We start from the raw sequence: 22,083 nt of genomic DNA on the forward strand, positions 1-22,083 counted from the left end.
TCGACGTAGCCTCATCCGACGTCAGCCTGAAGCAGGCGGTGTCTCCCGCCGAATGGGATGCACGGGCCAACCCGGCGGCGGCCTGTCGCGTTACCGCGATGTTCGGCTGGGACGATCTGATGTTCACCCACATTTCCGCACACGTGCCCGTCGTTGTTGTTTGCGAACGACCGTGCTAAATTCCTGCCAGCACTTGCAATTACGGATCCATTCATTCGGCTGACAAGGCCGGCACCCTGGGAGACGGCACGATGAGCCTGTTGATGTCGCGACGCGATCTCGCGTTCCTGTTGTACGACTGGCTCGATGCCGAATCGCTCGTCGCGCTGCCGCGTTATGCGGAGCACAGCCGCGAGACCTTCGATGCGGTGCTCGATACCAGCGAGCGGATCGCCGCGGATCTGTTCGCGCCGCACGCAGCGCGCGGCGACCGCGAGGAGCCGCAGTTCGACGGCGAACGCGTGACGCTGATCCCGGAAGTCGAACCGGCCGTGCGAGCGTTCGCGGACGCCGGGCTGATCGCCGCGGGTCACGATGAAGCGCTCGGCGGCATGCGGTTGCCGAAGCTGGTCGAAGCCGCATCGTTCCTGTTCTTCCAGGCCGCGAACATCGCGACAGCCGCCTATCCGTTCCTGACCGTCGCCAACGCGAATCTGCTCGTCGCGCACGGCAGTGCCGCGCAGATCGACGCGTTCGCGCGCCCGGAACTGGAAGGGCGTTTCCTCGGCACGATGTGCCTGTCCGAACCGCAAGCCGGTTCGTCGCTGTCCGACATCGCGACGCGCGCGGATTTCGAACGCGATTCGCCGCTGGGCCCGCGCTACCGGCTGACCGGCAACAAGATGTGGATCTCCGGCGGCGAACACGAGCTGGCGGAGAACATCGTCCACCTCGTGCTCGCGAAGATTCCCGACGAACACGGCCGCTTGCAGCCCGGCACGCGCGGCATCTCGCTGTTCATCGTGCCGAAGTATCTGTCGGGAACCGACGGCGGCGCACCGGGCGAACGCAACGACGTCGTGCTCGCCGGCCTGAACCACAAGATGGGCTATCGCGGCACGACCAACTGCCTGCTGAACTTCGGCGAAGGTACGCGCTATCGTCCGCAAGGGCGTGCGGGCGCGATCGGCTATCTGGTCGGCAAGCCGAACCATGGCCTCGCATACATGTTCCACATGATGAACGAGGCGCGCATCGGTGTCGGCGCGGGTGCGGTGGCGCTCGGCTACACGGGTTATCTGCACGCGCTCGACTACGCGCGCAACCGGCCGCAGGGGCGTCCGCTCGGGCCGGCCGGCAAGGATGCGGCCGCGCCGCAGGCGCCGATCGTCGCGCATCCGGACGTGCGGCGCATGCTGCTCGCGCAGAAGGCCTATGTCGAAGGCGGCCTCGCGCTGATCCTTTACTGCGCGAAGCTGGTCGACGAAGGGCGCGCGCGTGAAGATGCGGCGGTGCGCGCGAATGCCACGCGCCTGCTCGACATCCTGACGCCGATCGCGAAAAGCTGGCCGTCGCAGTGGTGTCTTGCCGCGAACGATCTCGCGATCCAGGTGCACGGCGGCTACGGTTATACGCGCGACTATGCGGTCGAGCGGCTTTATCGCGACAATCGCCTCAATCCGATTCACGAAGGCACGCACGGGATCCAGGCGCTCGACCTGCTGGGCCGCAAGGTCGCGCAGGACGACGGTGCATTGCTGCGCGCGCTCGACGCGCGCATCCGCGCAACCGTCGAACGCGCGCGGGCGCTGGATGCCGGTAGACGCGAGCAGGCAGATGCGCTGGCGCAGCGCTGGGCGCGGCTGTGCGAGCTCACGCAGCAGTTGGGCGCGATCGGCGATCCGCAGAAGCGGCTCGCGAATGCGAGCGTCTATCTCGAAGCGTTCGGCCATCTCGTCGTCGCATGGCTGTGGCTCGACGTGACGCTCGCCGCGCACGGGCGTGACGGCGATTTCCACGACGGAAAGCGTGCGGCGGCCCGTTATTTTTTCCGCTGGGAACTGCCGAAGGTGGATGCGCAGCTCGATCTACTGTCGAGCGTTGACACGACGACGCTCGACATGCACGACGCATGGTTCTGAATAGTGCCGCGCCGACATTCCGGAATGCTGACGATGTGGCGGATGCCGGTTCAGCCGGCCGCCGCGTATTCGTCGTGAGCCGGCCGTGCGGGCGTATCCCGCAAACCGTACCGATGCCCGGCCACGCCGCGCAAGGAGAGAGAAGAGCATGAAAGCCCTGTTGTGTACCGCATTCGGCCCGATCGACCGCTTGCGCATCGAGGACGTCGCGATTCCCGAACCGGCCGCGGGCCAGGTCCGGATTCAGGTGAAGGCAGCGTCGCTCAATTTCCCCGACGCGCTGATCGTCCAGGGCTTGTATCAGGTGAAGCCGGCGCTGCCGTTCTCGCCGGGCGCCGAGTTCGCCGGCGTGATCGATGCGGTCGGCGAAGGCGTGACCGCGTGGCGGCCCGGCGATTCCGTGGTCGCGTTCACCGGGCACGGCGGGTTCGCGGAGCAGTGCGTGGCCGACGTGCACCAGATCGCCGCGTTGCCGCCGGGCATGTCGTTCGAGCAGGGCGCGGCGCTCGTGCTCGCGTACGGCACGTCGCTGCACGCATTGCAGCAGCGCGCGCGCCTGCAACAGGGCGAGACACTGCTGGTGCTGGGCGCGGCGGGTGGCGTCGGGCTCGCCGCGATCGAGATCGCGAAGGCGCTCGGTGCGCGCGTAATCGCGGCGGCGTCGAGTGCGGACAAGCTGGCGCTATGCCGCGCAGCGGGCGCCGACGAGACGATCGACTATTCGACCGAAGACCTGCGCCGCCGCGTCGACGAGCTGACCGGCGGGCGCGGCGCCGATGTCGTCTGCGATCCGGTGGGCGGCGCGTACAGCGAGGCGGCGCTGCGCGCGACCGCGTGGCGCGGCCGGTTCCTCGTGATCGGTTTCGCGGCCGGCGAGATTCCGAAGATCGCACTGAATCTGGCGCTGCTCAAGGAGCGCGACATTCTCGGCGTGTTCTGGGGCGATGCGGTGCGCCGCGACCCGGCGCAGCATGTCGCGAACATGCGCCTGCTTGCCGAATGGTTCGCGGCCGGCAAGGTGCGGCCGGCGATCACCGAGCGTGTGTCGCTGGCCGGCGCGGCCGACGCGATCGCGCGGATGGCGAACCGGCAGGTGAAGGGCAAGGTGGTGATCCTGCCGGACGCAGGCCCAGGCTGACAAAACCCTGACGAAGCAAATTGATATATTGTATCATCTGACGTTTTCGTCGTCGGCCGGCCGTGCCGGGCAACCCGGCCGGCGACGACACCACACGAAGATCGATACGACGTGACGAAATCCAGAAACAACCCGGCGCGCGGGGAGCGGCACCATGCCGCGTCGCGCCGGAACACCGGCGCCTGGCGCGCACGCGCGGCGCGCGGCTGCACGACCCTGCTGGGTTGCGCGATGGCGTCGTCCGGCGCATTGGCTGCCGAAGCGGCAGCGCCCGTACCTGACGACCGGCACGCGTTGCCGGCGATCAGTGTCACCGCGCGCCCGGCGCCGGCCGACCCGTTGACGCAGCCGCTCGAAACGGGCTCGCGGCTCGGGCTGGCGAGCCTCGATACGCCCGCGAGCGTCGAGACGGTCACGGCCGACACGATCGAAGCGCGTGGCGATCGCACGGTGCTCGATGCGGTCACGCGCACGGCAGGGTTCGCGAGCGCGATGGCGCCCGGCAATGGCGGCACCGCGTTGAGCGTGCGCGGCTTCAGCGGCCAGGAATCGGTGATGACGCTGCTCGACGGCGTGCGGCTGATGCCGGCCGCCGGCACGATCACGTTTCCGTTCGATACGTGGTCGGTCGAGCGCATCGAAGTGTTGCGCGGCCCGGCGTCGGTGCTGTACGGCGAAGGGGCGATCGGCGGCGTCGTGAACGTCGTGCCGAAGCGGCCGCAGCGCACGCGCGAGACGACGCTGCAGGTCGGCGCCGGCCCCGACGGCGCGAAGCGCATCGCGTTCGATACGACGGGTGCGCTCGGCTCGCGGCTGTCGTACCGCTTCTACGCGAGCGATGCACGCGTCAACGGTCTCGCCGAGCGGGCCGATACGCATACGACGGCGGTCGGTGGCGCGCTGAAGTTCGACGTGAGTCCGCAACTCACGCTGACGCTCGCCTACGACTACGGCCGTCAGATGCCGGCGACGTACTATGGCGTGCCCGCGCCGAACGGCGTGCTCGATCCGTCGCTGCGCAAGCTCAACTACAACGTCGGCGATGCGACGATCGCGTACTACGACCAGTGGACACGCCTGTCGGCCCGCTACCGGCCCACGGCCGGCGTGACGATCGACAACCAGCTTTACTACCTGACGTCGAACCGCCACTGGCGCAACGCCGAATCGTACGTGCTCGACCCTGCGACCGGGCTCGTGACGCGCGGCGACTATCTCGACATCGGCCACCATCAGCGGCAGATCGGCGATCGGCTGAGCGCGCGTTTCGACGGCACGCTGTTCGGCCGCGCGAACCGCTTCGTCATCGGCACGGAGTTCAGCCAGATCACGTTCGACGGCACCAACAATTCGCCGTACGGCGGCGAATCGACGGTGGCCGCACACGGCTTCGATCCCGGCGTGTTCGCGAGCCCCGACCCGACGGTGCCGCAGTTCGGCACGCGTGCGCGGCAGGCCGCGGTGTTCGCCGAGAACCGGCTCGACGTGCTGCCGCGGCTCGCGTGGGTGAGCGGCCTGCGTTATGACCACATCGCGTTCCGCCGCGAGCAGGCGGCGACCGGCGCGGGCTTCGACAAGCGCTTCGCGAACGTCGGCTGGCGCACGGGTTTCGTGTTCGAAGTCGCGCCGACACTCAGCGCGTATGCGCAGTACACGACCGGCGCGGAGGGCCTCGGCTCGCTCGTGACGCTGTCCGCGTCGCAGGCGAACTACCGGCTTGCGACCGGCGAACAGTGGGAAGCCGGCGTCAAGCAGACGCTGCTCGACGGCCGCGCGTACTGGACGTTTGCCGCGTACGACATCACGAAGCGCAACCTGCTCAGCACCGATCCGGTCGATCCCGCGCTGCGCCGGCAGGTCGGCCGGCAATCGTCGCGCGGCATCGAGCTGACGGGCGGCGCGCGGCTGCCGCACGGCTGGACGATCGATGCGAACGTCGCGCTGCTGCGCGCGCGCTACGACGCGTTCAACCAGGTGGCTGGCGGTACTACGGTGTCGCGCGCCGGCAACGTGCCGTCCAATGTGCCGCAGCAGACGGCGAACCTGTGGCTCGGCTGGGCGTTCGCCGAGCGCTGGCAGGCGAATGCGGGGATGCGCTACGTCGGTGCGACATACGGCGACGATGCGAACCGCCTGCAGGTGCCGTCGTACACGGTGTTCGATGCGTCGCTGCGCTGGCAGCCGACGTCGCGCACCGAGCTGGCGCTGTATCTGCGCAATCTCGCGAACCGCACGTACGCGGTGACGACGTCGAACGGCGGCGAGCAATGGCTGCTCGGTCCGTCGCGCTCGGCGGAGCTCGTCGCGACGATGCGCTTCTAGTGCGGCGCGGCGAGCCTCCGGTGGCACACATGCTCGAAATCGACCGCGTGAGCTGGTCTCCCGGCGGCGCGATTGCCGTGCTCGATTCGGTGACGCTGAGCGTCGCCGCAGGCGAGTTCGTCGGACTGGTCGGCCCGAACGGCAGCGGCAAGACGAGCCTGCTGCGCTGCGTGTTCCGTTACGCGCGGCCGGATGCGGGCGCTGTCGCACTGGATGCGCAGGACGTGTGGCGCATGCGGCCGCGCGCGGTCGCGCAGCGGATCGCCGTGCTGCAGCAGGAGAGCCCGGACGATTTCGGGCTGACGGTCGACGAACTGGTCGGCATGGGCCGCACGCCGCACAAGCGGCCGTTCGATGCGGAGTCGGCCGACGATCGCCGGATCGTCGAATCCGCGCTGCACGACGTCGGCCTCGCCGAGCGCCGTGCGCAACGCTTCGCGTCTCTATCGGGCGGCGAGAAGCAGCGCGCGCTGCTGGCCCGTGCGCTCGCGCAGCAACCGGAACTGCTGCTGCTCGACGAACCGACCAACCATCTCGACCTGCGTCACCAGCTCGAACTGCTCGCGCGCGTGCGGCGCCTCGGCATCGCGACGCTCGCGACGATTCACGATCTCAATCTCGCGGCCGCGTATTGCGACCGGCTCCATGTGCTCGCACACGGCCGGATCGTCGCGTCCGGCGCGCCGGACGACGTGCTGACCGAAGCGCTGCTGCGCGACGTGTTCGGCGTCGCCGCGCTCGTCGATCGGCATCCCGTCACGGGCCGGCCGCGCATCACGCCGTTTCATCCGGAATGACCGTCATGCCATTACCTTCGTTATCCTTCGTAACCCGCAGATTGGTCGCCGCTGCCGTGCTCGGCGCCGCTGCCGTTCACGCGGGCGCTTATCCCGTCACCGTGCGCAGCTGCGATCGCGACGTGACGTTCGAGCGCGCGCCGACGCGCGCGGTGAGCAACGACGTGAACCTGACGGAAATGATGCTCGTACTCGGCCTGAAAGACCGACTCGTCGGTTATACGGGCATCGGCGGCTGGAAGACGGGCACCGCGCGCGTGCGCGACGCATTGCGCGGCGTGCCCGAACTGGCGAGCCAGTATCCGTCGCTCGAGGTGCTGGCCGCCGCGCGCGCCGACTTCTATCTCGCGGGCTGGAACTACGGAATGCATGTCGGCGGCCAGGTGACGCCCGCGACGCTCGCACCGTTCGGCATTCGCACGTATGAACTCACCGAATCGTGCTCGCACGTGATGAAGCAATCAGCCGCGTCGTTCGACGACGTGTTCCGCGACCTGAACAATCTCGGCCGGATCTTCGGCGTCGACGCGCGCGCCGCGCAGGTCGTCGCCGCGATGCGCGCACGTCTCGCGGCGGTGTCGCGCGCGATCGGGCGCCCGGCGCCGCTGCGCGCGTTCGTCTACGACAGCGGCACCGACAAGCCGATGACGGCGGGCGGACTCGCGATGCCGACCGCGCTGCTGGCGGCGGCGGGCGCGCGCAACGTGATGGACGACGTGCCGCGCAGCTGGACGCAGGTGAACTGGGAGAGCCTGGTCGCGCGCGATCCGCAGGTCATCGTGATCGTCGACTATTCGGCGGTGACGGCCGCGCAGAAGCAGCAGTTCCTGCTGAGCCAGCCGGCGCTCGCGCGCGTGGCCGCGATCCGTGAGCGGCGCTTCGTCGTGATTCCGTACGATGCGGCGACGCCGGGCCCCGAGAACGTCGCGGCCGTCGAGACACTCGCGCGCGCGATGTATCCGGCCGCGTTCGCCGGCCCGGCACGATGAGCGCGGGCGAGCGTGCGTCGCGGCCCCGCATGCGGGTGGTGCTGCCGGCGCTGGCCGTGCTGCTGATCGTGTCGATCGTCGTATCGGCCGCGTTCGGTCCCGCGCCGATCGCGATGCCGGTCGCGGTGCGGATCGTCGCCGCGCATCTCGCGTCGGCGTTCGGCGCTGTCGGCGCACTCGCGGCGGGCGCGGGCGACGACAGCATCGTGTGGCTGATCCGGATGCCGCGTGCGCTGCTGGCCGCGATCGTCGGCGCGACGCTGGCGGCGGTCGGTGTCGCGTTGCAGGCGGCGACCGCGAACCGCCTCGCCGATCCGCACCTGCTCGGCGTCAGCGCGGGCGCGATGTTCGGCGCCGTCGCGGTCACGGTGGTGGCCGGCGCGGCGTTCGGCCCGTTCACGCTGTCGGCCGCCGCCTTCGCGGGCGCGCTTGCGGCGACCGCGTGCGTCGTCGCGCTTGCTTACCGGCACGGCCGGCTCGAATCGGATCGCTTGCTGCTCGCGGGCGTATCGGTGTCGTTCATGATGGCCGCGTTCGGCAATCTGCTGCTGTACCTCGGCGATCAACGCGCCGCGTCGTCGGTGCTGTTCTGGATGCTCGGCGGCGTCGGGCTCGCGCGCTGGGATCTGCTGCCGGTGCCGGGCGTGTGCGCGGCACTCGCCGGCGGCGCGCTGTATGCGCGACGGCGCGAACTGAATGCGCTGATGTCGGGCGACGTCGCGGCGGCCGCGCTCGGCGTGCCGAGCGCGCGGATGCGGCGCGAGGTGTTTGTCGTCGCATCGTTCGCGACGGGCGCGATGGTCGCGGTGAGCGGCGCGATCGGCTTCGTCGGGCTCGTGACGCCGCATCTGTGCCGTCGCGTCGTCGGTGCCGAGCATGGCAGGCTGCTGCCGGTCGCCGCGCTGACGGGCGCGATCCTGCTCGTGTGGGCCGATGTCGCGGCTCGCACGCTCGCGGCGCCGGAGGATTTGCCGATCGGCATCGTGACCGCATTGTTCGGCAGCCTGTTCTTCGTCGCGCTGCTGCGCCGACGCTGAGCGGCAGCGCACGCACCGGCGGCACCCGGTCCGGCGAGGGCGGGGTGGTGCGCCGCCCGTGTGCGTTATCGCGGCGGCGCGGCCGTGTTCGTGCCGTCGCCGGGCGCGCCGGCGTGCGCGAGGTCTGCCGTCACGTCGAAGAGACTGTCCGGCAGCGTTCGCGCGGGCAGCGTGATCACGAAGCGTGCGCCGCCGAGCGGCGAATCCTCGAGCCGCACGTCGCCGCCGTGCACCAGCGCGACGCGCCGCACGATCGCGAGTCCGAGCCCGAAGCCGCCGGTCTGCCGGTCGCGGCTGGAGTCGAGCCGCTGGAACGGTTCGAACACGCGGGCGCGCTCGGCGGCCGGAATGCCGGCGCCGTCGTCGTCGACGCTCAGCACGAGCGCGCCGGACCGGTCGCCGGCAGCGGCCAGCAGCACCTTGCGCGACGCGTAGCGCGCGCCGTTGCGGATCAGGTTCAGCAATGCACGCGCGACGAGCTTCGGATCGCACACGTGGGTCGCGGGCGTGCCGAGCGTCGACACGTCGAGCACGATCCCGCGATCGGCGATGTCGTTCGCGACGTTGCCGGCGACGCTGTCGATCAATGCATCGACGACCACCTCCATCGGCACGAGCTGGCTCGCACCCTGTTCGAGGCGGCCGATTGTCAGCAACTCGGTGACGAGCTCGTCGAGTTCGCGCACGTCGCGCCGCAGCGCGTCGCGGCGTTCGCGCATCCGGTCGGTTTCGTCGGGTTCGGCGAGCAGCGCGAGCCCGAATTCGAGCCGCGCGAGCGGCGTCTTCAGTTCATGCGAGATGCCGTGCATCATTTCGCGCTGCTGCTTGATCGATGCCTCGATGCGCTCGGCCATGTCGTTGAACTGCTTCGACAGCTCGTCGATGTTCGACTTGCCCGACAGCTTCACGCGCGTCGACAGCGCGCCGGCGCCGAATGCGCGCGCGGCTTCCTGCAATTTGCGCAGGTCGCGCCAGTGATAGTGAATCCACAGCACCACCGCGAACAGCGTGGCGAGCGCGAGCAGCAGGTACGCATAGATCTTGATGTCGAGATCGGATGCCTCGACAGGGCGCGCGTGCAGCACCGAGCCGTCCGCGAGCGGCATGTAGTAATCCTTGCCGTTGTAGCTGATCGCGATCCTGCCGGCATCGAGATCGCGCAGCGGCGCACCGCTCAGTTGCGCGCGGGCGGCGGCCATCGACAGGAAACCGAACCCTTCGTTGCCGTGTTTCGCGAGCTCGCGCAGCGCGAGCAGGCGCTGCCCGCCCGGATGGCGTTCGAGGTAGTCGTTGAGCACGAACGAGTAGGTCGTCAACGAGTCGCGCTGCGCCTGCGTGACGCGCTCGTAGAAGATCCGGTCGAACGACAGCTGGATGAACACGATCGACGCGGCGACGAACAGGATCACGACGAGGTACAGCCTGATCAACGGACGCAGCATTTATTCGTCCCACGCGGAAGGGCTGAACAGGTAGCCGCGGCCCCAGATCGTCTTGATCTTGTGCGGCTCAGATGAAGCATCCTCGAAGCGGCGGCGCAGCTTCGAGATGCCGGAATCGACCGAGCGGTCGAGTCCGTCGAACTCGATTCCGCGCAATTGCTTCAGGATGTCGTCGCGGCTCAGCACGGTGCCGGCCGCGCGCGCGAGGATCAGCAGCAGGTTGAATTCGGCAGTCTTCAGGTCGACCGGCTCGCCGCGCCACGTGACGGTGCGGTTCGGCGGCGAGATCGACAGTTCGCCGAACACGAGCGCTTCGGGTGCGGCAACCGGCGTTTCCGCTGCGACCGGCTGCGCGCGGCGCAGCAGCGCGCGAGCGCGCGCGACGAGCACGCGCGGCTCGATCGGCTTCGTCACGTAGTCGTCGGCGCCCGTCTCGAGGCCCGCGACCTGGTCGTAGACGTCCGCGCGCGCGGTCAGGATCAGCACGGGAATGTTGGTGAATGCGCGGATGCGCCGGCAGACTTCCATGCCGTCGAGGTTCGGCAGCATCAGGTCGAGTATCACGAGGGCCGGCTGGTGCTCGCGTACCGCCGCGACGGCGAGGTCGCCGCGCCGCACGACCGTCACCGCGAATTCATAGCCGTCGAGATATTCGCGGACGAGCTGTGCGAGGCGGTCGTCGTCCTCGATCAGCAGTACACGGTATTTGAGCGGATTGTCGTTCATTTTCTCCTCAGGATGCACGCACGATCTCGTACCCCGGCAGGCCGGTATGCGGCGCGGCACGCGAATTCTATCCGGCGTACCGGCGGCCCGGGCAGCGGTACGACAATCTCGAACAATCGAACACAGTTGAGCACAGATTCGCCGCAGATTCAGGACAGTCTGCGCGCAAGGCGGCACCTAGACTGCGGGCTCCGTCACTCTTATCTCAATATTGTGCGCCCAACTCTCCGCCGCTATCGCTATTGCATGCCGCTCGCCGGCCTGACCCTCGCTGCCGCCGCCCATGCGGAAAACCAGTATTCGATCTCGCTCGGCGGCGGTTTCGCGCCGCGCTACCAGGGCAGCAACCAGTATCGCGGCGTCGTCGCGCCGTCGTTTTCCGCGACGTTCGGCAACGGCTTCTTCATCGACGCTACGCAGGGCGCCGGCTACCGGCTGGACCTGCCGCACGGCGTGTTCGTGTCGGCGGCCGTGAGCTACGATGCGGGCCGCGCGGACGAGAACCGCTTCGACCTGCTGGGCTCCGACTACCTGAAGGGCATGGGCCGGATTCCCGGCTCGGTGCTGGTCGGCGTGCGAGCGGGCGTGACGCTCTTCAATGCGGCCGAACTGAGCGTCACGATCGACACGCCCGTGACGCACACGTCGCGCGGCGTATCGGGACACATGGATCTCGCGGTGCCCGTGCTCAAGGCCGCGCAGCACGAGATCGTCGTGACGGGCACCGTGCACGCGGGCTCGGGACGCTATACGCAGACGTTCTACGGCGTGACCGATGCACAGTCGATGACGAGCCGGTTCAGGCCGTATTCGACGAGCGGCGGGATCGACAGCGCATCGATGGCGGTCGCGTGGAACTGGAACCTGTCGCGGCACTGGTCGGTGCTCGCGACCGGCGGCGTGACGCGACTGCTCGGCCGCTACGGCGACAGTCCGATCGTCCAGTCGCGCAGCAACTACTACGGCATTGCGGGCGTGACCTACAAGTTCTGAACCGGTCGCCGATGGCGATCGCGAATGCCAAGTCGCGCTGGCGGGCAGAGGCCCGTGCGATCGAACCGTGCGCACCGCTCGATACGCCGGCGCCGCGTCGTAGCGGCCGATCGCGTGCGGTAACATTCAGGCGGCTTCGGCGTCAGGCCGAGCCCGTGACGCCGGTACGCCGAATCGGCGCGGCCGGGGTGCGCGAGGCCGCGGTTCGCCGGCCGGCATCCGTCGGGAAACGGCTGGCGACGCGCGGAACCGATCATGCATGTGACGCCCGGCCGGCGAGGAACGCCGCATCTGCCACGCCGGGTGCGACAGGGAGAAATCGATGAAGAAGACGATCGCGATGATGATGGCGCTGGTTGCGGGCGCAACTTTTGCGGGATGCGCGGACATGAACACGAAGCTCACGAGCTCGGGCGGCTCGCCGGCGAGCGGCGGGCAGGCAGGCGCGTCGCAGGCATGCAAGGCGGATGCGGGGCAGGACGATGCGCTGGTCGGCAAGACCGAGGCCGATGCGGCCGCGCAACTCGACGGCTGCCTGTGGCGCGTGCTCGAGCGCGACGGCAAGGCGTTGCCGGGCACGATGGATTACCGGCAGGAGCGCCGCAATCTCGGCATTCGCGACGGGAAGGTGATCTGGGTGCGGCGCGGGTGATGGGTTGCGCCGGCGGCGGGTTCGCTGCGGTTGCAAGGTCACGTCGGCGCAGACGGTGAAACTGTCATGGGTGTTCGCGCAACCGCTGGCCGACATCCAGCGTGGCATCCGGCGGAGCACAAGACGATCGACGTGACGATTCCGCGGCCGGAATCGTCGGCGTCGCGTTATCTGCGCGTGTATTTCAGGAAGAACGGCATTGGGTGGACGACATGAACGCGCCCGAACTGCCGCCGACCCGCGAGAAATGATCGCCGCGACACGCGTGCGATCGAGCGCGCGTTACTTCGAGATGTACCACAGCGCATCGGTACTGACGCGCGACGGCTGAGCCGGCGCCTGAGCCGGCACGGCTGGCGGTGTGTTCGACGTCACGGCCGTCGGCAGCGTGGCCGGAATATTCGACGTCGATGGCGATGCGGCCGACGATCCCGACGTCGACGGCGTGTTCAGATACCAGAGCGCATCGGTCGATGCCGTGCGTTTTGCCGCCGGATTGGCCGCCGTGGTCACTGCCGCATCGGCGGACTTCTTCGAATGCGAAGCGGCAGCCGTCGCCGCACCGGGCCGCTGCGCCGTCGTACCCGTCTGCGCGGTCATGCCTGCGCCCCCGGCCGCGCCACGCTGCGCGCGCGCCTCGAACGGCCCGAGCTGGAAGATCAACGTTTGCGCAGGGCGCGTCAAAACGGCATACGGAAACTGCAGCTCCCACGACATCAGCACGCGGCCCGACGACGTTTCGGTGAAGATCGCCGGCACGTGCTTCATGTCGCTGAACTGCACGTAGATCCGCGCACCGTCGTCGAAGACCTGGGTCGGCTTCGCCTGGTCCGCGCCCGTGACCGACCATCCGAAGTTGTACGTACCGGCCGGGCCGGCGGGGCCGCCTTGCGGTGGCGGCGGCGGGGCCGACGATATCGTGCGCGGACGTGTGACCTGCTGCGGGGCGGACACGCTCAGGCTCGCGAACGGGTTGTACGCCTGGTTCTGCTGCGGCGGCGTAAAGGACGGTGGAAGGATGGGCATGGGAGTATCCGGCGAATCCGGCATGGTCCGGATTGCATCATAGACCTTGCGCGCATACGCGAGGCGCTTGTCGGGCGACGCGGAGTTGTACGCGCCGATCGCGTTCCAGTTGGGGCCGAGCTGGCGGATGTTCTGCGACAGGATCCACGCGCCGACATACGCGTTCGTGCATGCATCGAACAGGCTCTCCCGCGTGATGCCTTCGCGCGCGAGCGTCGGCAGCCATGTGCTGTTGATCTGCATCAGGCCGATGTCGACCGTGCCGTTCGTATTGGTGTTGACGGCGTTCGGATTCATCCCCGATTCGACCTGCGCGATGCCGCGCATCAGGGCGACGCTCACGTGCTGGAACGCGGCCGCGTCGTCGAGGCAATCGGCGCGCGCGACGCCGTGCAGCGCGCACGACATCGCAATCGTCGAGGCGATCTTCAGCGTTTCGCGGCTGATCGAACGGGTTGTCTGACACGGCATGGCAGGATGGGGCGGAATCCGGCCGCCCGGTGCAAGGAATTTACGCGAGACGCGAAGTTTGCCATAGCGAGCAGACAAATGGCTCGCGTCAAACTTTCCTTTGCAATTGCCCGGGTGCTCGTCCCACCTTTTTATCGCGTCGGATCAGCGGTCGCGACGAAGTCGGATCGGTAAAAATGGCCGCCTTTTCGGCGAATGCCGGTGCAGTGGCGACGCGCTGAATACTGACGCATCGCGTCAGTCATGCCGGGAAAACGGCGCTGAATCAAGCGGAATGGAAATCGCCCGGCAATCGGTGTCCGGGCCGGAAAGGGCGATGAAAAGACGACCGAAAGACAACGGCGGCCGAAGCCGCCGTGCGAGTGCATGCGGTTCCGGCCGGCCGCGCGGTGCGCAACCGGCCGCTTCGTATCAGAAGCGGTGACGCAGGCCGAGGTTGACCATCGTCTGCGAGCTCGTGCCCGCATAGCCGTACGAACCGATCGATGCCTGCGCGGCCATCGAGCCGCCGTTGCCGTCGCCGGTCTGGCCGCTCGCGTGCTGGTAGGCGGCGGTCAGGTAGACGTCGGTGCGCTTCGACAGGTTGTAGTCCGCGCCGGCCGATACCTGGTGATAGGTGGCCGACGTGTCGCCGCCCGAGCGCGTGTAGCTGTAGCCGACGCCGACGAGCAGCGCGTTCGTCGCCTGGTAGTTCACGAAGCCTTGCCCCGTGTTGTAGTGCTCGTTCGAGCCGAACACCGAGCTCGCGTCGCGGCGATACTGCGCGTTGCTGTAGCCGAGGCCGAACGTGAACGGGCCGGCGACGTACTGGCCCGCGATGCGCGCGATGCCGATCGAGTGCGCGCTTGCATAACCGTTGTTGATCGGGCCGTCGAACGTGCCGTCCGACGAGCTGGTCCAGCCGCTGCGCGGGCCGTTCGACGCGGGGCTGTTGGTCGCGTGGAAGTAGCCGCCCGCGACGCTGAACGGGCCGTTGTTGTACGACACGGCGGCCGAATACGACTGCGCGGAGCCCGTGCTGCCGGCAATGCCGCCGAACGAGTACATCGCCGCGAACTGCAGGCCCGAATAGACGGCCGACGTGTACTTCACCGCGTTGTCGACGCGGAAGCTGTTGTCGTAGTTGTCGACGTCGCCCGGCGTCGCGAACGCGCTGCCGAGATAGTTGTCGGCGGTGATGCCCTGCACGAGGTCGACGAGCGGATCGTACTGGCGGCCGAACGTGAGCGTGCCGTAGCGGTCGCTCGCCAGGCCGACGAACGCCTGACGGCCGAACAGGCGGCCGCCCTGACCCTGCCGGCCGTTGCTCGGGTCGAAGCCATTCTCGAGCTGGAACAGCGCCTTCAGCCCGCCGCCGAGATCCTCGGTGCCTTTCACGCCCCAGCGGCTGCCGGCCAGGTTGCCCGCACTGCTGTTGCCGAGCATCCACGCGTTGTCCTTGCCCTGCGCATGGTTCACGTAGGTGATCGACGTGTCGATCACGCCATACAGCGTGACGCTCGACTGCGCATGCGCGACGGGCATTGCCGCGAATGACGCGACGGAAATCAGCGAGAGGGTCGTGCGTTTCATTTCATCTCCTTGCGCATTGGCTTGTGTTCGCGATCCGGAATGGCAGGAGACTACAGGTCAGGAATAAAACGGCAAAAATGAAATTCTCTTTTGTTGGTTGAGGAAGACAGATACGTACTGCGGAATTCATTATTGAGGGATCTGAATTATTGAAAATCGCGTATCAATTGGTTGTAATTTCGAGATTTCGCTACTTCGTTGTGCGGATTTCGTTAATAATTTGCGGCGATTCTCAGGGGGATTGCGGCGATCGGGATATTGTTATCGATCCGTCAATTAATTATTTAATGAACCGAATTGGTTGGCTGTATTGAATGTGTTAGCGCAGCGCCGTTCGTGTCCGCAACGACCACGCCGTCGCCAGGCAAGACTCAGGCCGCCTGCGACGGCGGGCGCCGCCGCGACGCCTCTTCGATCAACCGGGCCAGCAGTTGCGCGGGCTCCGACATCGTCCGCCGCGCGCGATGCACGAGCCCGATATCGCGGTGAAACGTGTGGTGTCCGAGGTCGATCGCACGCACGCCGGCCGGCCAGCGGCGGTACACGGCGGTCTGCGGCACGATCGCGATGCCGACGCCGTTCTCGACCAGCTTGACGATCGCGTCGAGCTCGTCGAGTTCGCAGGTGTCGCGCACCGCGATGTGCATCTTCCGCAGAAACCGATCGACCTGGCGGCCGCCGAACGACGCGCGGTCGTAGCGCACGAACGGCTCGTTCGCGAGCAGCGCGGCCCAATCCTTGCCCTTCACGCCGCGCGGCACGATCAGCCGGAACGGCTCCTGCGCGAGCGTCGTCCAGTGCAGGTCGCTCTGCAGCGAAAACGGCGGCCGGATGATCGCGGCCATGTCGATCTCGCCCGCATCGACGCGGTTGACCAGCTCGATCGACAGCCCCGGTATCACGCGCGTGCGGCACGCGGGATGCCGGCGATGAAAGTCGGCCAGCGCGGCCGGCAGCAGCGCGCTCTGTACCGACGCGATCGCGCCGATCGTCACGCGCACGGCGGCCGGCGAGCCGGGCGCGGTCGAGCTCAGGTTCTCGTACTGGCGGATCAGCGCCTGCGCCTGGCCGAGCACGTGATGGCCCATCTCGTTGAGACGGGCCGACCGGCCTTGCCGGTCGAACAGCGCGAAGCCGAGTTCGGCTTCGAGGCGCTGCATCTGCGCGCTGACGGCTGCCTGCGTCAGTCCGATACGGTTGCCCGCGGCCGCGAACGTGCCTTCGCGGGCGACGGCGACGAGGGTTTTCAGCTCGCGGATCATTGATCAATTCCGTTTGTGAATCGCAAAACTATATATTGATTTAATTTTCTCTTGGCGTTGTCTACCATGGTGCGATCCTCGCGCCACGCGAGCGTTCCTTCACGAGGCAACCATGAGTCTTTCCCCGTTTCACCTGGCGATTCCGGTCTACGACCTGCCGGCCGCGCGCGATTTCTACGGCCGTGTGTTCGGGCTGGAAGAAGGGCGTTCGAGCACGCAGTGGGTCGACTTCGACTTCTACGGGCACCAGCTCGTGATTCACGAGCATCCGAAGACGGCGTCGCAGGAAGGCGCGCATACGAATGCCGTCGACGGTCACGACGTGCCGGTGCCGCATTTCGGGATCGTGCTCGACTGGGCGAGCTGGGAAGCGCTGGCCGAGCGATTGAAATCGTTCGGCGTGACGTTCGCGATCGAACCGTATGTGCGGTTCAAGGGGCAGGTCGGCGAACAGGCGACGATGTTCCTGTTCGATCCGTGCGGCAATGCGCTCGAGTTCAAGGCGTTCCGAGACATCGGGCAGTTGTTCGCGAAGTGATGCACGGGGCCGTCGGCGCCGATTGAAATTGGGTGCGAGAATGCGGCCTTCGCCGGGCCGCGCGCAAGCGCTCCGGCAGGCGCCGCGCCGCACGGCATCCGTCCGTGCGTGCCGTTCTCCAAGGAACCCGTATGGACAGTCACATCGCTCCGGTGGAGCTGAAGAAAGCCTACCGCCTCCTCAATCACGGCCCGACCGTGCTCGTGTCGGCCCGCCACGACGGCGTCGACAACGTGATGGCCGCTGCGTGGGCGTGCGCGCTGGACTTCCTGCCGCCGAAGCTGACGGTCGTGCTCGACAAGTCCGCGAAGACGCGCGAGCTCGTCGAGTGCAGCGGCACGTTCGTGATCCAGGTGCCGACGGCCGCGCAGTTGCAGCTTACGCACGCGGTCGGCAGCCACAGTCTCGCCGAGCGGCCCGACAAGCTGCGCGAAGCGGGCGTGACGCTGTTCGACGTCGACGGCCATGACCTGCCGTTCGTCGCCGGCTGCTCGGGCTGGCTCGCGTGCAGGCTGATTCCCGAGCCGCACAACCAGCAGACCTACGACCTGTTCATCGGCGAGGTGGTCGCTGCGTGGTCGGACACGCGCGTGTTCCGCGACGGCCACTGGTATTTCGAATCGGCCGATCCGGCGCTGCGCAGCCTGCACTACATCGCGGGCGGCAATTTCTATGCGATCGGCGAATCGCTGCACGTCGATCCGGACGCGCAATAAGCGTTACGCAGGCTTCCTTTCCCGGTCCGGGCGCGCGGTTCACGCGCGCTTTTTCAATTCCGACAGCATCGCTTCGGCGAACGCCTGCGCGACGCGCGGCAGCGTGCGGCCGCGCTTCGTGACGAGCGCGATCGGCCGCACGAACGCGGGATCGTCGATCGGCTTCGCGACCAGCTCGGGTTCGGCGCGCACCTCGCGCGCGGTCGCGGGCAGGATCGTCACGCCGAGGCCGCCGCGCACCATCGCGACGGCCGTCATCATGTAGGTCGGCTCGCACGCGATGTCGGGCGTGCAGCCGGCCGACTCCAGCGCGGTGTCGACGACACTGCGCACGCTCGTGCCCTGCGCGGTCAGCACGAGCGGCACGCCCGCGACGTCGGCGGTGCTCACGCGGCGCTTGCGCGCGAGCGGATGATCTTTCGGGCACACGACGACGAGCCGGTCGGCGCCCGTGTACAGCACTTCCAGCGACGCATCGAACGCATCGCCGCCCGTCAGCCCGAGATCGGCTTCCTCGTTGCGCACGAGCGAAGTGACGAGGCTCGCGACGCCGTCGCGAATCTCGAAGCCCGCGCGCGGCACGTCGCGCCGGAACGACTGGATCAGCTCCGGCAGCACGCTGGACGCGAAGGTCGGCAGGCATGCGAGCCGCACTGTGCCGCTCGCGCCTTCGCCGAGCGCGCGCGCATCGCGCAGCACGCGCTCCATGTCGTCGAGCGAGCGCTGCAGCAGCGGCAGCAGCTCGCGCCCGGTCTGCGTGAGCGCGACGCTGCGGCTGTTACGGTCGAACAGCCGCGCGCCGACGATTTCCTCGAGCCGGCGAATCTGCACGGTCAGCGCCGGCTGCGACAGGTGCAGCCGCGCAGCCGCGCGCGTGAAGTTGCCGGCGTGCGCGACCGTGACGAACGCGCGGATGTCGCGAAGGTTCAGATCCATAACGATTCGTGATTGCTGCGATCAAATCATTTCAATTGTGCTATTGCTGCGCCGACCTTACGCTCGTCTCCAACAAAAGACAAGGTAGGAGACACGGATGCTGCCGTTACTCGGGCTTGGCACGATCGTCGTGCTGCTGGCCGCGATTCTGTCGAAGCGGATGTCGCCGCTCGTCGCGCTGATCATCGTGCCGATCGCGGCGTCGCTGCTCGGCGGCTTCGGGCTGCACACCAGCAAGTTCGTGATCGACGGGCTGAAGGGCCTCGCGCCCGTGGTCGGGATGTTCGTGTTTGCGATCCTGTATTTCGGGACGATCACCGACGCCGGCACGCTCGACCCGATCATCGATCGCATCCTGCGCGCGGTCGGCACGCGGCCGACGCGCATCGTGATGGGCACGACGCTGCTCGCGCTGCTGATCCATCTCGACGGCTCGGGCGCCGTCTGCTTTCTCGTGACGATTCCGGCCGTGCTGCCGCTGTACGACCGGCTGAAGATGGACCGGCGCGTGCTGGCCGCGGCCGTGTCGATGGCCGCGGGCATCAACTTCCTGCCGTGGACGGGGCCGATGATCCGCGCGTCGGCGTCGCTGCACCTGCCGGTGTCGGCGCTGTTCAATCCGCTGATCCCGGTTCAGGCGATCGGGCTCGTGTTCGTGTTCGGCGTCGCGTACTGGCTCGGGCGGCGCGAGGAGAAGCGGCTCGGCCTCACGCGCGACGATGCATCGATCCCGCTGCCGAAGCGCGAACTGATGCCCGACGAGCAGGCGCTGCGCCGGCCGCACCTGTTCTGGTTCAACCTCGTGCTGACGCTCGTCGTGCTCGGCACGATGGTCGTGATGGGCGAGAAGATCCCGCCGGCGATCATGTTCATGGTCGGGCTGTGCATCGCGCTGATGGTGAATTACCCGGACGTCGACATGCAGAGGAAGCGGGTCGATGCGCATGCGCGCGCGGCGCTGATGATGGCCGGCATCCTGCTCGCGGCCGGCGTGTTCACGGGGATCATGCAGGGCAGCGGGATGCTGAAGGCGATGGCGCAGGCGGCGGTCGGTTTCGTGCCGCCGTCGATGGCCGGCCATATTCCGGTGGTGCTCGGCCTCGCGTCGATGCCGCTCAGCATGCTGTTCGATCCCGATTCGTTCTACTTCGGCGTGCTGCCGGTGATCGCGGAGGTGGCCGGCCAGCTCGGCGTGCCGGCCGTACAGGTCGGACAGGCCGCGTTGCTCGGCCAGATGACGACCGGGTTTCCGGTCAGCCCGCTGACGCCCGCGACGTTCCTGGTCGTCGGCTTGTGCGGCATCGAACTGGCAGAGCATCAGAAATTCACGTTCCCGCTGCTGTTCGGCGCCTCGATCGTGATGACGATCGCGTGCGTCGTGCTGGGCATCTTTTGATTTTTCCCGGCGGCGCGCCCGCCGGACGATGGTACGGACATGACAGCAAAGCAACCTGAACGGCGCGTGCGCATCGGCGCGGGCGCCGGCTACTCGGGCGACCGGATCGAGCCCGCGGTCGAACTGGCCGAGCACGGGCAGCTCGACTATCTCGTCTTCGAATGCCTGGCCGAGCGCACGATCGCGATCGCGCAGCAGGCGCGCCGCAAGGACCCGGCGCTCGGCTACGATCCGCTGCTCGACGCGCGCATGCGTGCGGTGCTGCCGATCGCCGTGCCGAAGGGCGTGCGCATCGTGTCGAACATGGGTGCGGCGAACCCGCTCGCGGCGGCAAGACGTACCGCGCAGATCGCGCAATCGCTCGGTATCGCTCAATTGAAAGTCGCGGCGGTCGAAGGCGACGACGTGCTCGACGTCGTGCTGCGCGGTGCGTTCCGTTTCGAGGAATCGGGCGACGAAGTCGCCGCGTATCGCGACCGCATCGTGTCCGCGAACGCGTATCTCGGCGCCGCGCCGATCGTCGACGCGCTCGCGGCCGGCGCGGACGTCGTGCTGACCGGGCGCGTCGCCGATCCGTCGCTGTTCGCCGCGCCGCTGATCCACGCGTTCGGCTGGCGGATGGACGACTGGGACACGCTCGGGCAGGCGACGGTCGTCGGCCATCTGCTCGAATGCGCGGGGCAGGTGACGGGCGGCTATTTCGCCGATCCCGGCTACAAGGACGTGCCGGATCTCGCGCGGCTCGGGTTCCCGATCGGCGAAGTCGCGGCCGACGGCTCGGTCGTGATCACGAAGGTGGCGCACGCGGGCGGCCGCGTGAGCGCGGCGACCTGCAAGGAACAACTGCTCTACGAGATTCACGATCCGGCGCGGTATCTGCAGCCCGACGTCGTCGCGGATTTCACGCGCGTCGCGGTTGCCGAGGAGGCGACCGATCGTGTACGCGTGACGGGCGGGCGCGGCACCGCGCGGCCCGATACGCTGAAGGTGTCGGTGGCTTACGTCGACGGCTACATCGGCGAAGGCCAGATCTCGTACGGCGGCCCCGGCGCGCTCGAACGCGCGCGGCTCGCGCTCGACATCGTCCGCGAGCGGCTGGCGCTGACCGGCGTGGCGGCGACCGAGTTGCGCTTCGACCTGATCGGCGTCGATTCGCTGTATGCCGACGCGACGCCGGCCGTGCACGGCGAGCCGGCCGAAGTGCGCGTGCGGGTGGCCGGCCGCGCGGCGAGCGCCGATGAAGCGGCGCGGATCGGCAACGAAGTCGAGACGCTCTATACGAACGGGCCGGCCGGCGGCGGCGGCGCGTTCAAGTCGACGCGCGAGGTGATCGCGGTGCAGTCGGTGCTGCTGCCGCGCGCGGCCGTGACGCCGTCGTTTTCATTCGTGGAGGCATGATGCAACTGCGTGAACTCGCGCATGCGCGCACCGGCGACAAGGGCAATACGCTGAACGTGTCGGTCATCTGCCGCGATCCGCGTCATTACGATCATCTACGCACCCATCTGGATGCCGGCAAGGTGAAGGCGTGGCTCGCGGGCATCGTGCACGGCGATGTCGTGCGCTACGAATTGCCGGCGCTGGGTGCGTTCAACTTCGTGCTGCGCGATGCGCTCGGCGGCGGCGTGACGCGCTCGCTCGCGCTCGATGCGCACGGCAAGTCGGTCAGTTCGGCGTTGCTGGCGATCGAGGTGCCCGACCCGGCGTGACGGACGACATTGGCACCGGGGTGCGGGCACAAGGTCACGAAATCAGCATCTCGCGGCGCCCGTCCGCGTATTCGATGCGCTCGCCGGCGATGTGCAGCCGCTGACCCTTTCGATAGTCGTAGACCGCGCGCGATTCGGTGTTGCCGGCTTCGGAAATCCCGTTGCCGAACGGATCGGCCGCGAGGCTGCCGCCCGCGAACACGACGTCGTGCATGCTTTTGCCGCCCGGTTTCGCTACTTTTTTCTCCGGTCTGACCAGTCGAACCTCAAGTTGCGTCTC

Annotated in this window: 20 protein-coding genes and 1 pseudogene; 14 read left to right on the forward strand and 7 right to left on the reverse strand. The window is 68.0% G+C overall.

The genetic code is table 11. From position 1 onward, the window contains the following. Window positions 1-26: 26 nt before the first annotated feature. The 7 genes and pseudogenes from ACM6JT_RS17155 to ACM6JT_RS17185 form a co-directional block, all read left to right on the forward strand. Window positions 27-149, forward strand: a pseudogene (locus ACM6JT_RS17155) (class II aldolase); the annotation flags it as partial. Window positions 150-251: 102 nt separating this feature from the next. Beyond that, window positions 252-2,081 (forward strand): acyl-CoA dehydrogenase, encoded by a 1,830-nt coding sequence (locus ACM6JT_RS17160; RefSeq protein ID WP_414856899.1) that lies wholly within the window; start codon window positions 252-254, stop codon window positions 2,079-2,081. 148 nt (window positions 2,082-2,229) lie between these two features. Then, entirely contained in the window at window positions 2,230-3,219 is a 990-nt protein-coding gene (locus ACM6JT_RS17165) for an NADPH:quinone oxidoreductase family protein (RefSeq protein WP_414856900.1), read from the forward strand. 231 nt (window positions 3,220-3,450) lie between these two features. Further along, window positions 3,451-5,541 (forward strand): TonB-dependent receptor, encoded by a 2,091-nt coding sequence (locus ACM6JT_RS17170; protein WP_414856924.1) that lies wholly within the window; start codon window positions 3,451-3,453, stop codon window positions 5,539-5,541. A 29-nt stretch (window positions 5,542-5,570) separates the two neighbouring features. Continuing rightward, window positions 5,571-6,338, forward strand: coding sequence for an ABC transporter ATP-binding protein (locus ACM6JT_RS17175; protein WP_105390708.1), 768 nt, complete (start codon window positions 5,571-5,573; stop codon window positions 6,336-6,338). Next, the gene (locus ACM6JT_RS17180; RefSeq protein ID WP_414856901.1) at window positions 6,335-7,327 is read left to right on the forward strand and encodes an ABC transporter substrate-binding protein; all 993 of its coding nucleotides are present in this window, start codon (window positions 6,335-6,337) and stop codon (window positions 7,325-7,327) included. The genes ACM6JT_RS17175 and ACM6JT_RS17180 overlap by 4 nt, the downstream gene beginning before the upstream one ends. Next, window positions 7,324-8,364, forward strand: a complete 1,041-nt coding sequence (locus ACM6JT_RS17185) for a FecCD family ABC transporter permease (RefSeq protein ID WP_414856902.1) — start codon at window positions 7,324-7,326, stop codon at window positions 8,362-8,364. The genes ACM6JT_RS17180 and ACM6JT_RS17185 overlap by 4 nt, the downstream gene beginning before the upstream one ends. 65 nt (window positions 8,365-8,429) lie before the next feature. Here the strand turns inward: ACM6JT_RS17185 and ACM6JT_RS17190 are convergent, their stop codons facing one another. Then, window positions 8,430-9,806: an ATP-binding protein gene (locus ACM6JT_RS17190; protein WP_414856903.1), complete on the reverse strand. Its 1,377-nt coding sequence runs from the start codon at window positions 9,804-9,806 to the stop codon at window positions 8,430-8,432. Next, window positions 9,807-10,532: a response regulator gene (locus tag ACM6JT_RS17195; protein WP_034183314.1), complete on the reverse strand. Its 726-nt coding sequence runs from the start codon at window positions 10,530-10,532 to the stop codon at window positions 9,807-9,809. It abuts the gene before it with no gap. 246 nt (window positions 10,533-10,778) lie between these two features. Between ACM6JT_RS17195 and ACM6JT_RS17200 the strand changes: the two genes are divergently transcribed. Both ACM6JT_RS17200 and ACM6JT_RS17205 read left to right on the forward strand, forming a co-directional pair. Continuing rightward, complete coding sequence (locus tag ACM6JT_RS17200) at window positions 10,779-11,525, forward strand: MipA/OmpV family protein (protein WP_414856904.1); 747 nt, start codon at window positions 10,779-10,781, stop codon at window positions 11,523-11,525. Between the two features lie 322 nt (window positions 11,526-11,847). Beyond that, window positions 11,848-12,177 (forward strand): hypothetical protein, encoded by a 330-nt coding sequence (locus ACM6JT_RS17205; protein WP_414856905.1) that lies wholly within the window; start codon window positions 11,848-11,850, stop codon window positions 12,175-12,177. A gap of 282 nt (window positions 12,178-12,459) precedes the next feature. Here the strand turns inward: ACM6JT_RS17205 and ACM6JT_RS17210 are convergent, their stop codons facing one another. The 3 genes from ACM6JT_RS17210 to ACM6JT_RS17220 all read right to left on the reverse strand — a co-directional run bounded on the left by ACM6JT_RS17210 (window position 12,460) and on the right by ACM6JT_RS17220 (window position 16,508). After that, the gene (locus tag ACM6JT_RS17210; protein ID WP_414856906.1) at window positions 12,460-13,674 is read right to left on the reverse strand and encodes a transglycosylase SLT domain-containing protein; all 1,215 of its coding nucleotides are present in this window, start codon (window positions 13,672-13,674) and stop codon (window positions 12,460-12,462) included. 411 nt (window positions 13,675-14,085) lie between these two features. Then, entirely contained in the window at window positions 14,086-15,246 is a 1,161-nt protein-coding gene (locus ACM6JT_RS17215; protein ID WP_034183318.1) for a porin, read from the reverse strand. Window positions 15,247-15,617: 371 nt separating this feature from the next. Continuing rightward, entirely contained in the window at window positions 15,618-16,508 is an 891-nt protein-coding gene (locus ACM6JT_RS17220; protein WP_131947642.1) for a LysR family transcriptional regulator, read from the reverse strand. A 112-nt stretch (window positions 16,509-16,620) separates the two neighbouring features. Here ACM6JT_RS17220 and ACM6JT_RS17225 point away from each other — a divergent pair, with 112 nt between their 5' ends. Further along, window positions 16,621-17,046 carry a VOC family protein gene (locus ACM6JT_RS17225; protein ID WP_034183320.1) on the forward strand — a complete coding sequence of 142 codons (426 nt, stop codon included), beginning with the start codon at window positions 16,621-16,623 and terminating at the stop codon, window positions 17,044-17,046. A 131-nt stretch (window positions 17,047-17,177) separates the two neighbouring features. Then, window positions 17,178-17,762 carry a flavin reductase family protein gene (locus ACM6JT_RS17230; RefSeq protein ID WP_034183321.1) on the forward strand — a complete coding sequence of 195 codons (585 nt, stop codon included), beginning with the start codon at window positions 17,178-17,180 and terminating at the stop codon, window positions 17,760-17,762. A gap of 39 nt (window positions 17,763-17,801) precedes the next feature. On the opposite strand, the gene ACM6JT_RS17235 is transcribed toward ACM6JT_RS17230, so the two are convergent. Beyond that, window positions 17,802-18,698: a LysR family transcriptional regulator gene (locus ACM6JT_RS17235; protein ID WP_414856907.1), complete on the reverse strand. Its 897-nt coding sequence runs from the start codon at window positions 18,696-18,698 to the stop codon at window positions 17,802-17,804. Between the two features lie 97 nt (window positions 18,699-18,795). Between ACM6JT_RS17235 and ACM6JT_RS17240 the strand changes: the two genes are divergently transcribed. Genes ACM6JT_RS17240 through ACM6JT_RS17250 form a run of 3 tightly spaced genes read left to right on the forward strand, consistent with a single transcriptional unit; the run spans window position 18,796 to window position 21,803 of the window. Continuing rightward, window positions 18,796-20,094: a CitMHS family transporter gene (locus ACM6JT_RS17240; protein ID WP_414856908.1), complete on the forward strand. Its 1,299-nt coding sequence runs from the start codon at window positions 18,796-18,798 to the stop codon at window positions 20,092-20,094. 39 nt (window positions 20,095-20,133) lie between these two features. Next, window positions 20,134-21,492, forward strand: coding sequence for an acyclic terpene utilization AtuA family protein (locus tag ACM6JT_RS17245; protein ID WP_217590389.1), 1,359 nt, complete (start codon window positions 20,134-20,136; stop codon window positions 21,490-21,492). Then, window positions 21,492-21,803: a hypothetical protein gene (locus ACM6JT_RS17250; protein WP_034183467.1), complete on the forward strand. Its 312-nt coding sequence runs from the start codon at window positions 21,492-21,494 to the stop codon at window positions 21,801-21,803. Before ACM6JT_RS17245 ends, ACM6JT_RS17250 begins: the two co-directional genes overlap by 1 nt. Window positions 21,804-21,837: 34 nt before the next feature. On the opposite strand, the gene ACM6JT_RS17255 is transcribed toward ACM6JT_RS17250, so the two are convergent. Continuing rightward, window positions 21,838-22,017 (reverse strand): hypothetical protein, encoded by a 180-nt coding sequence (locus ACM6JT_RS17255; protein WP_414856909.1) that lies wholly within the window; start codon window positions 22,015-22,017, stop codon window positions 21,838-21,840. Window positions 22,018-22,083 lie beyond the last annotated feature (66 nt).

This window comes from Burkholderia sp. IT-111MI5, from assembly GCF_949752865.1.
Taxonomy (GTDB): Bacteria; Pseudomonadota; Gammaproteobacteria; order Burkholderiales; family Burkholderiaceae; genus Burkholderia; species Burkholderia pyrrocinia_C.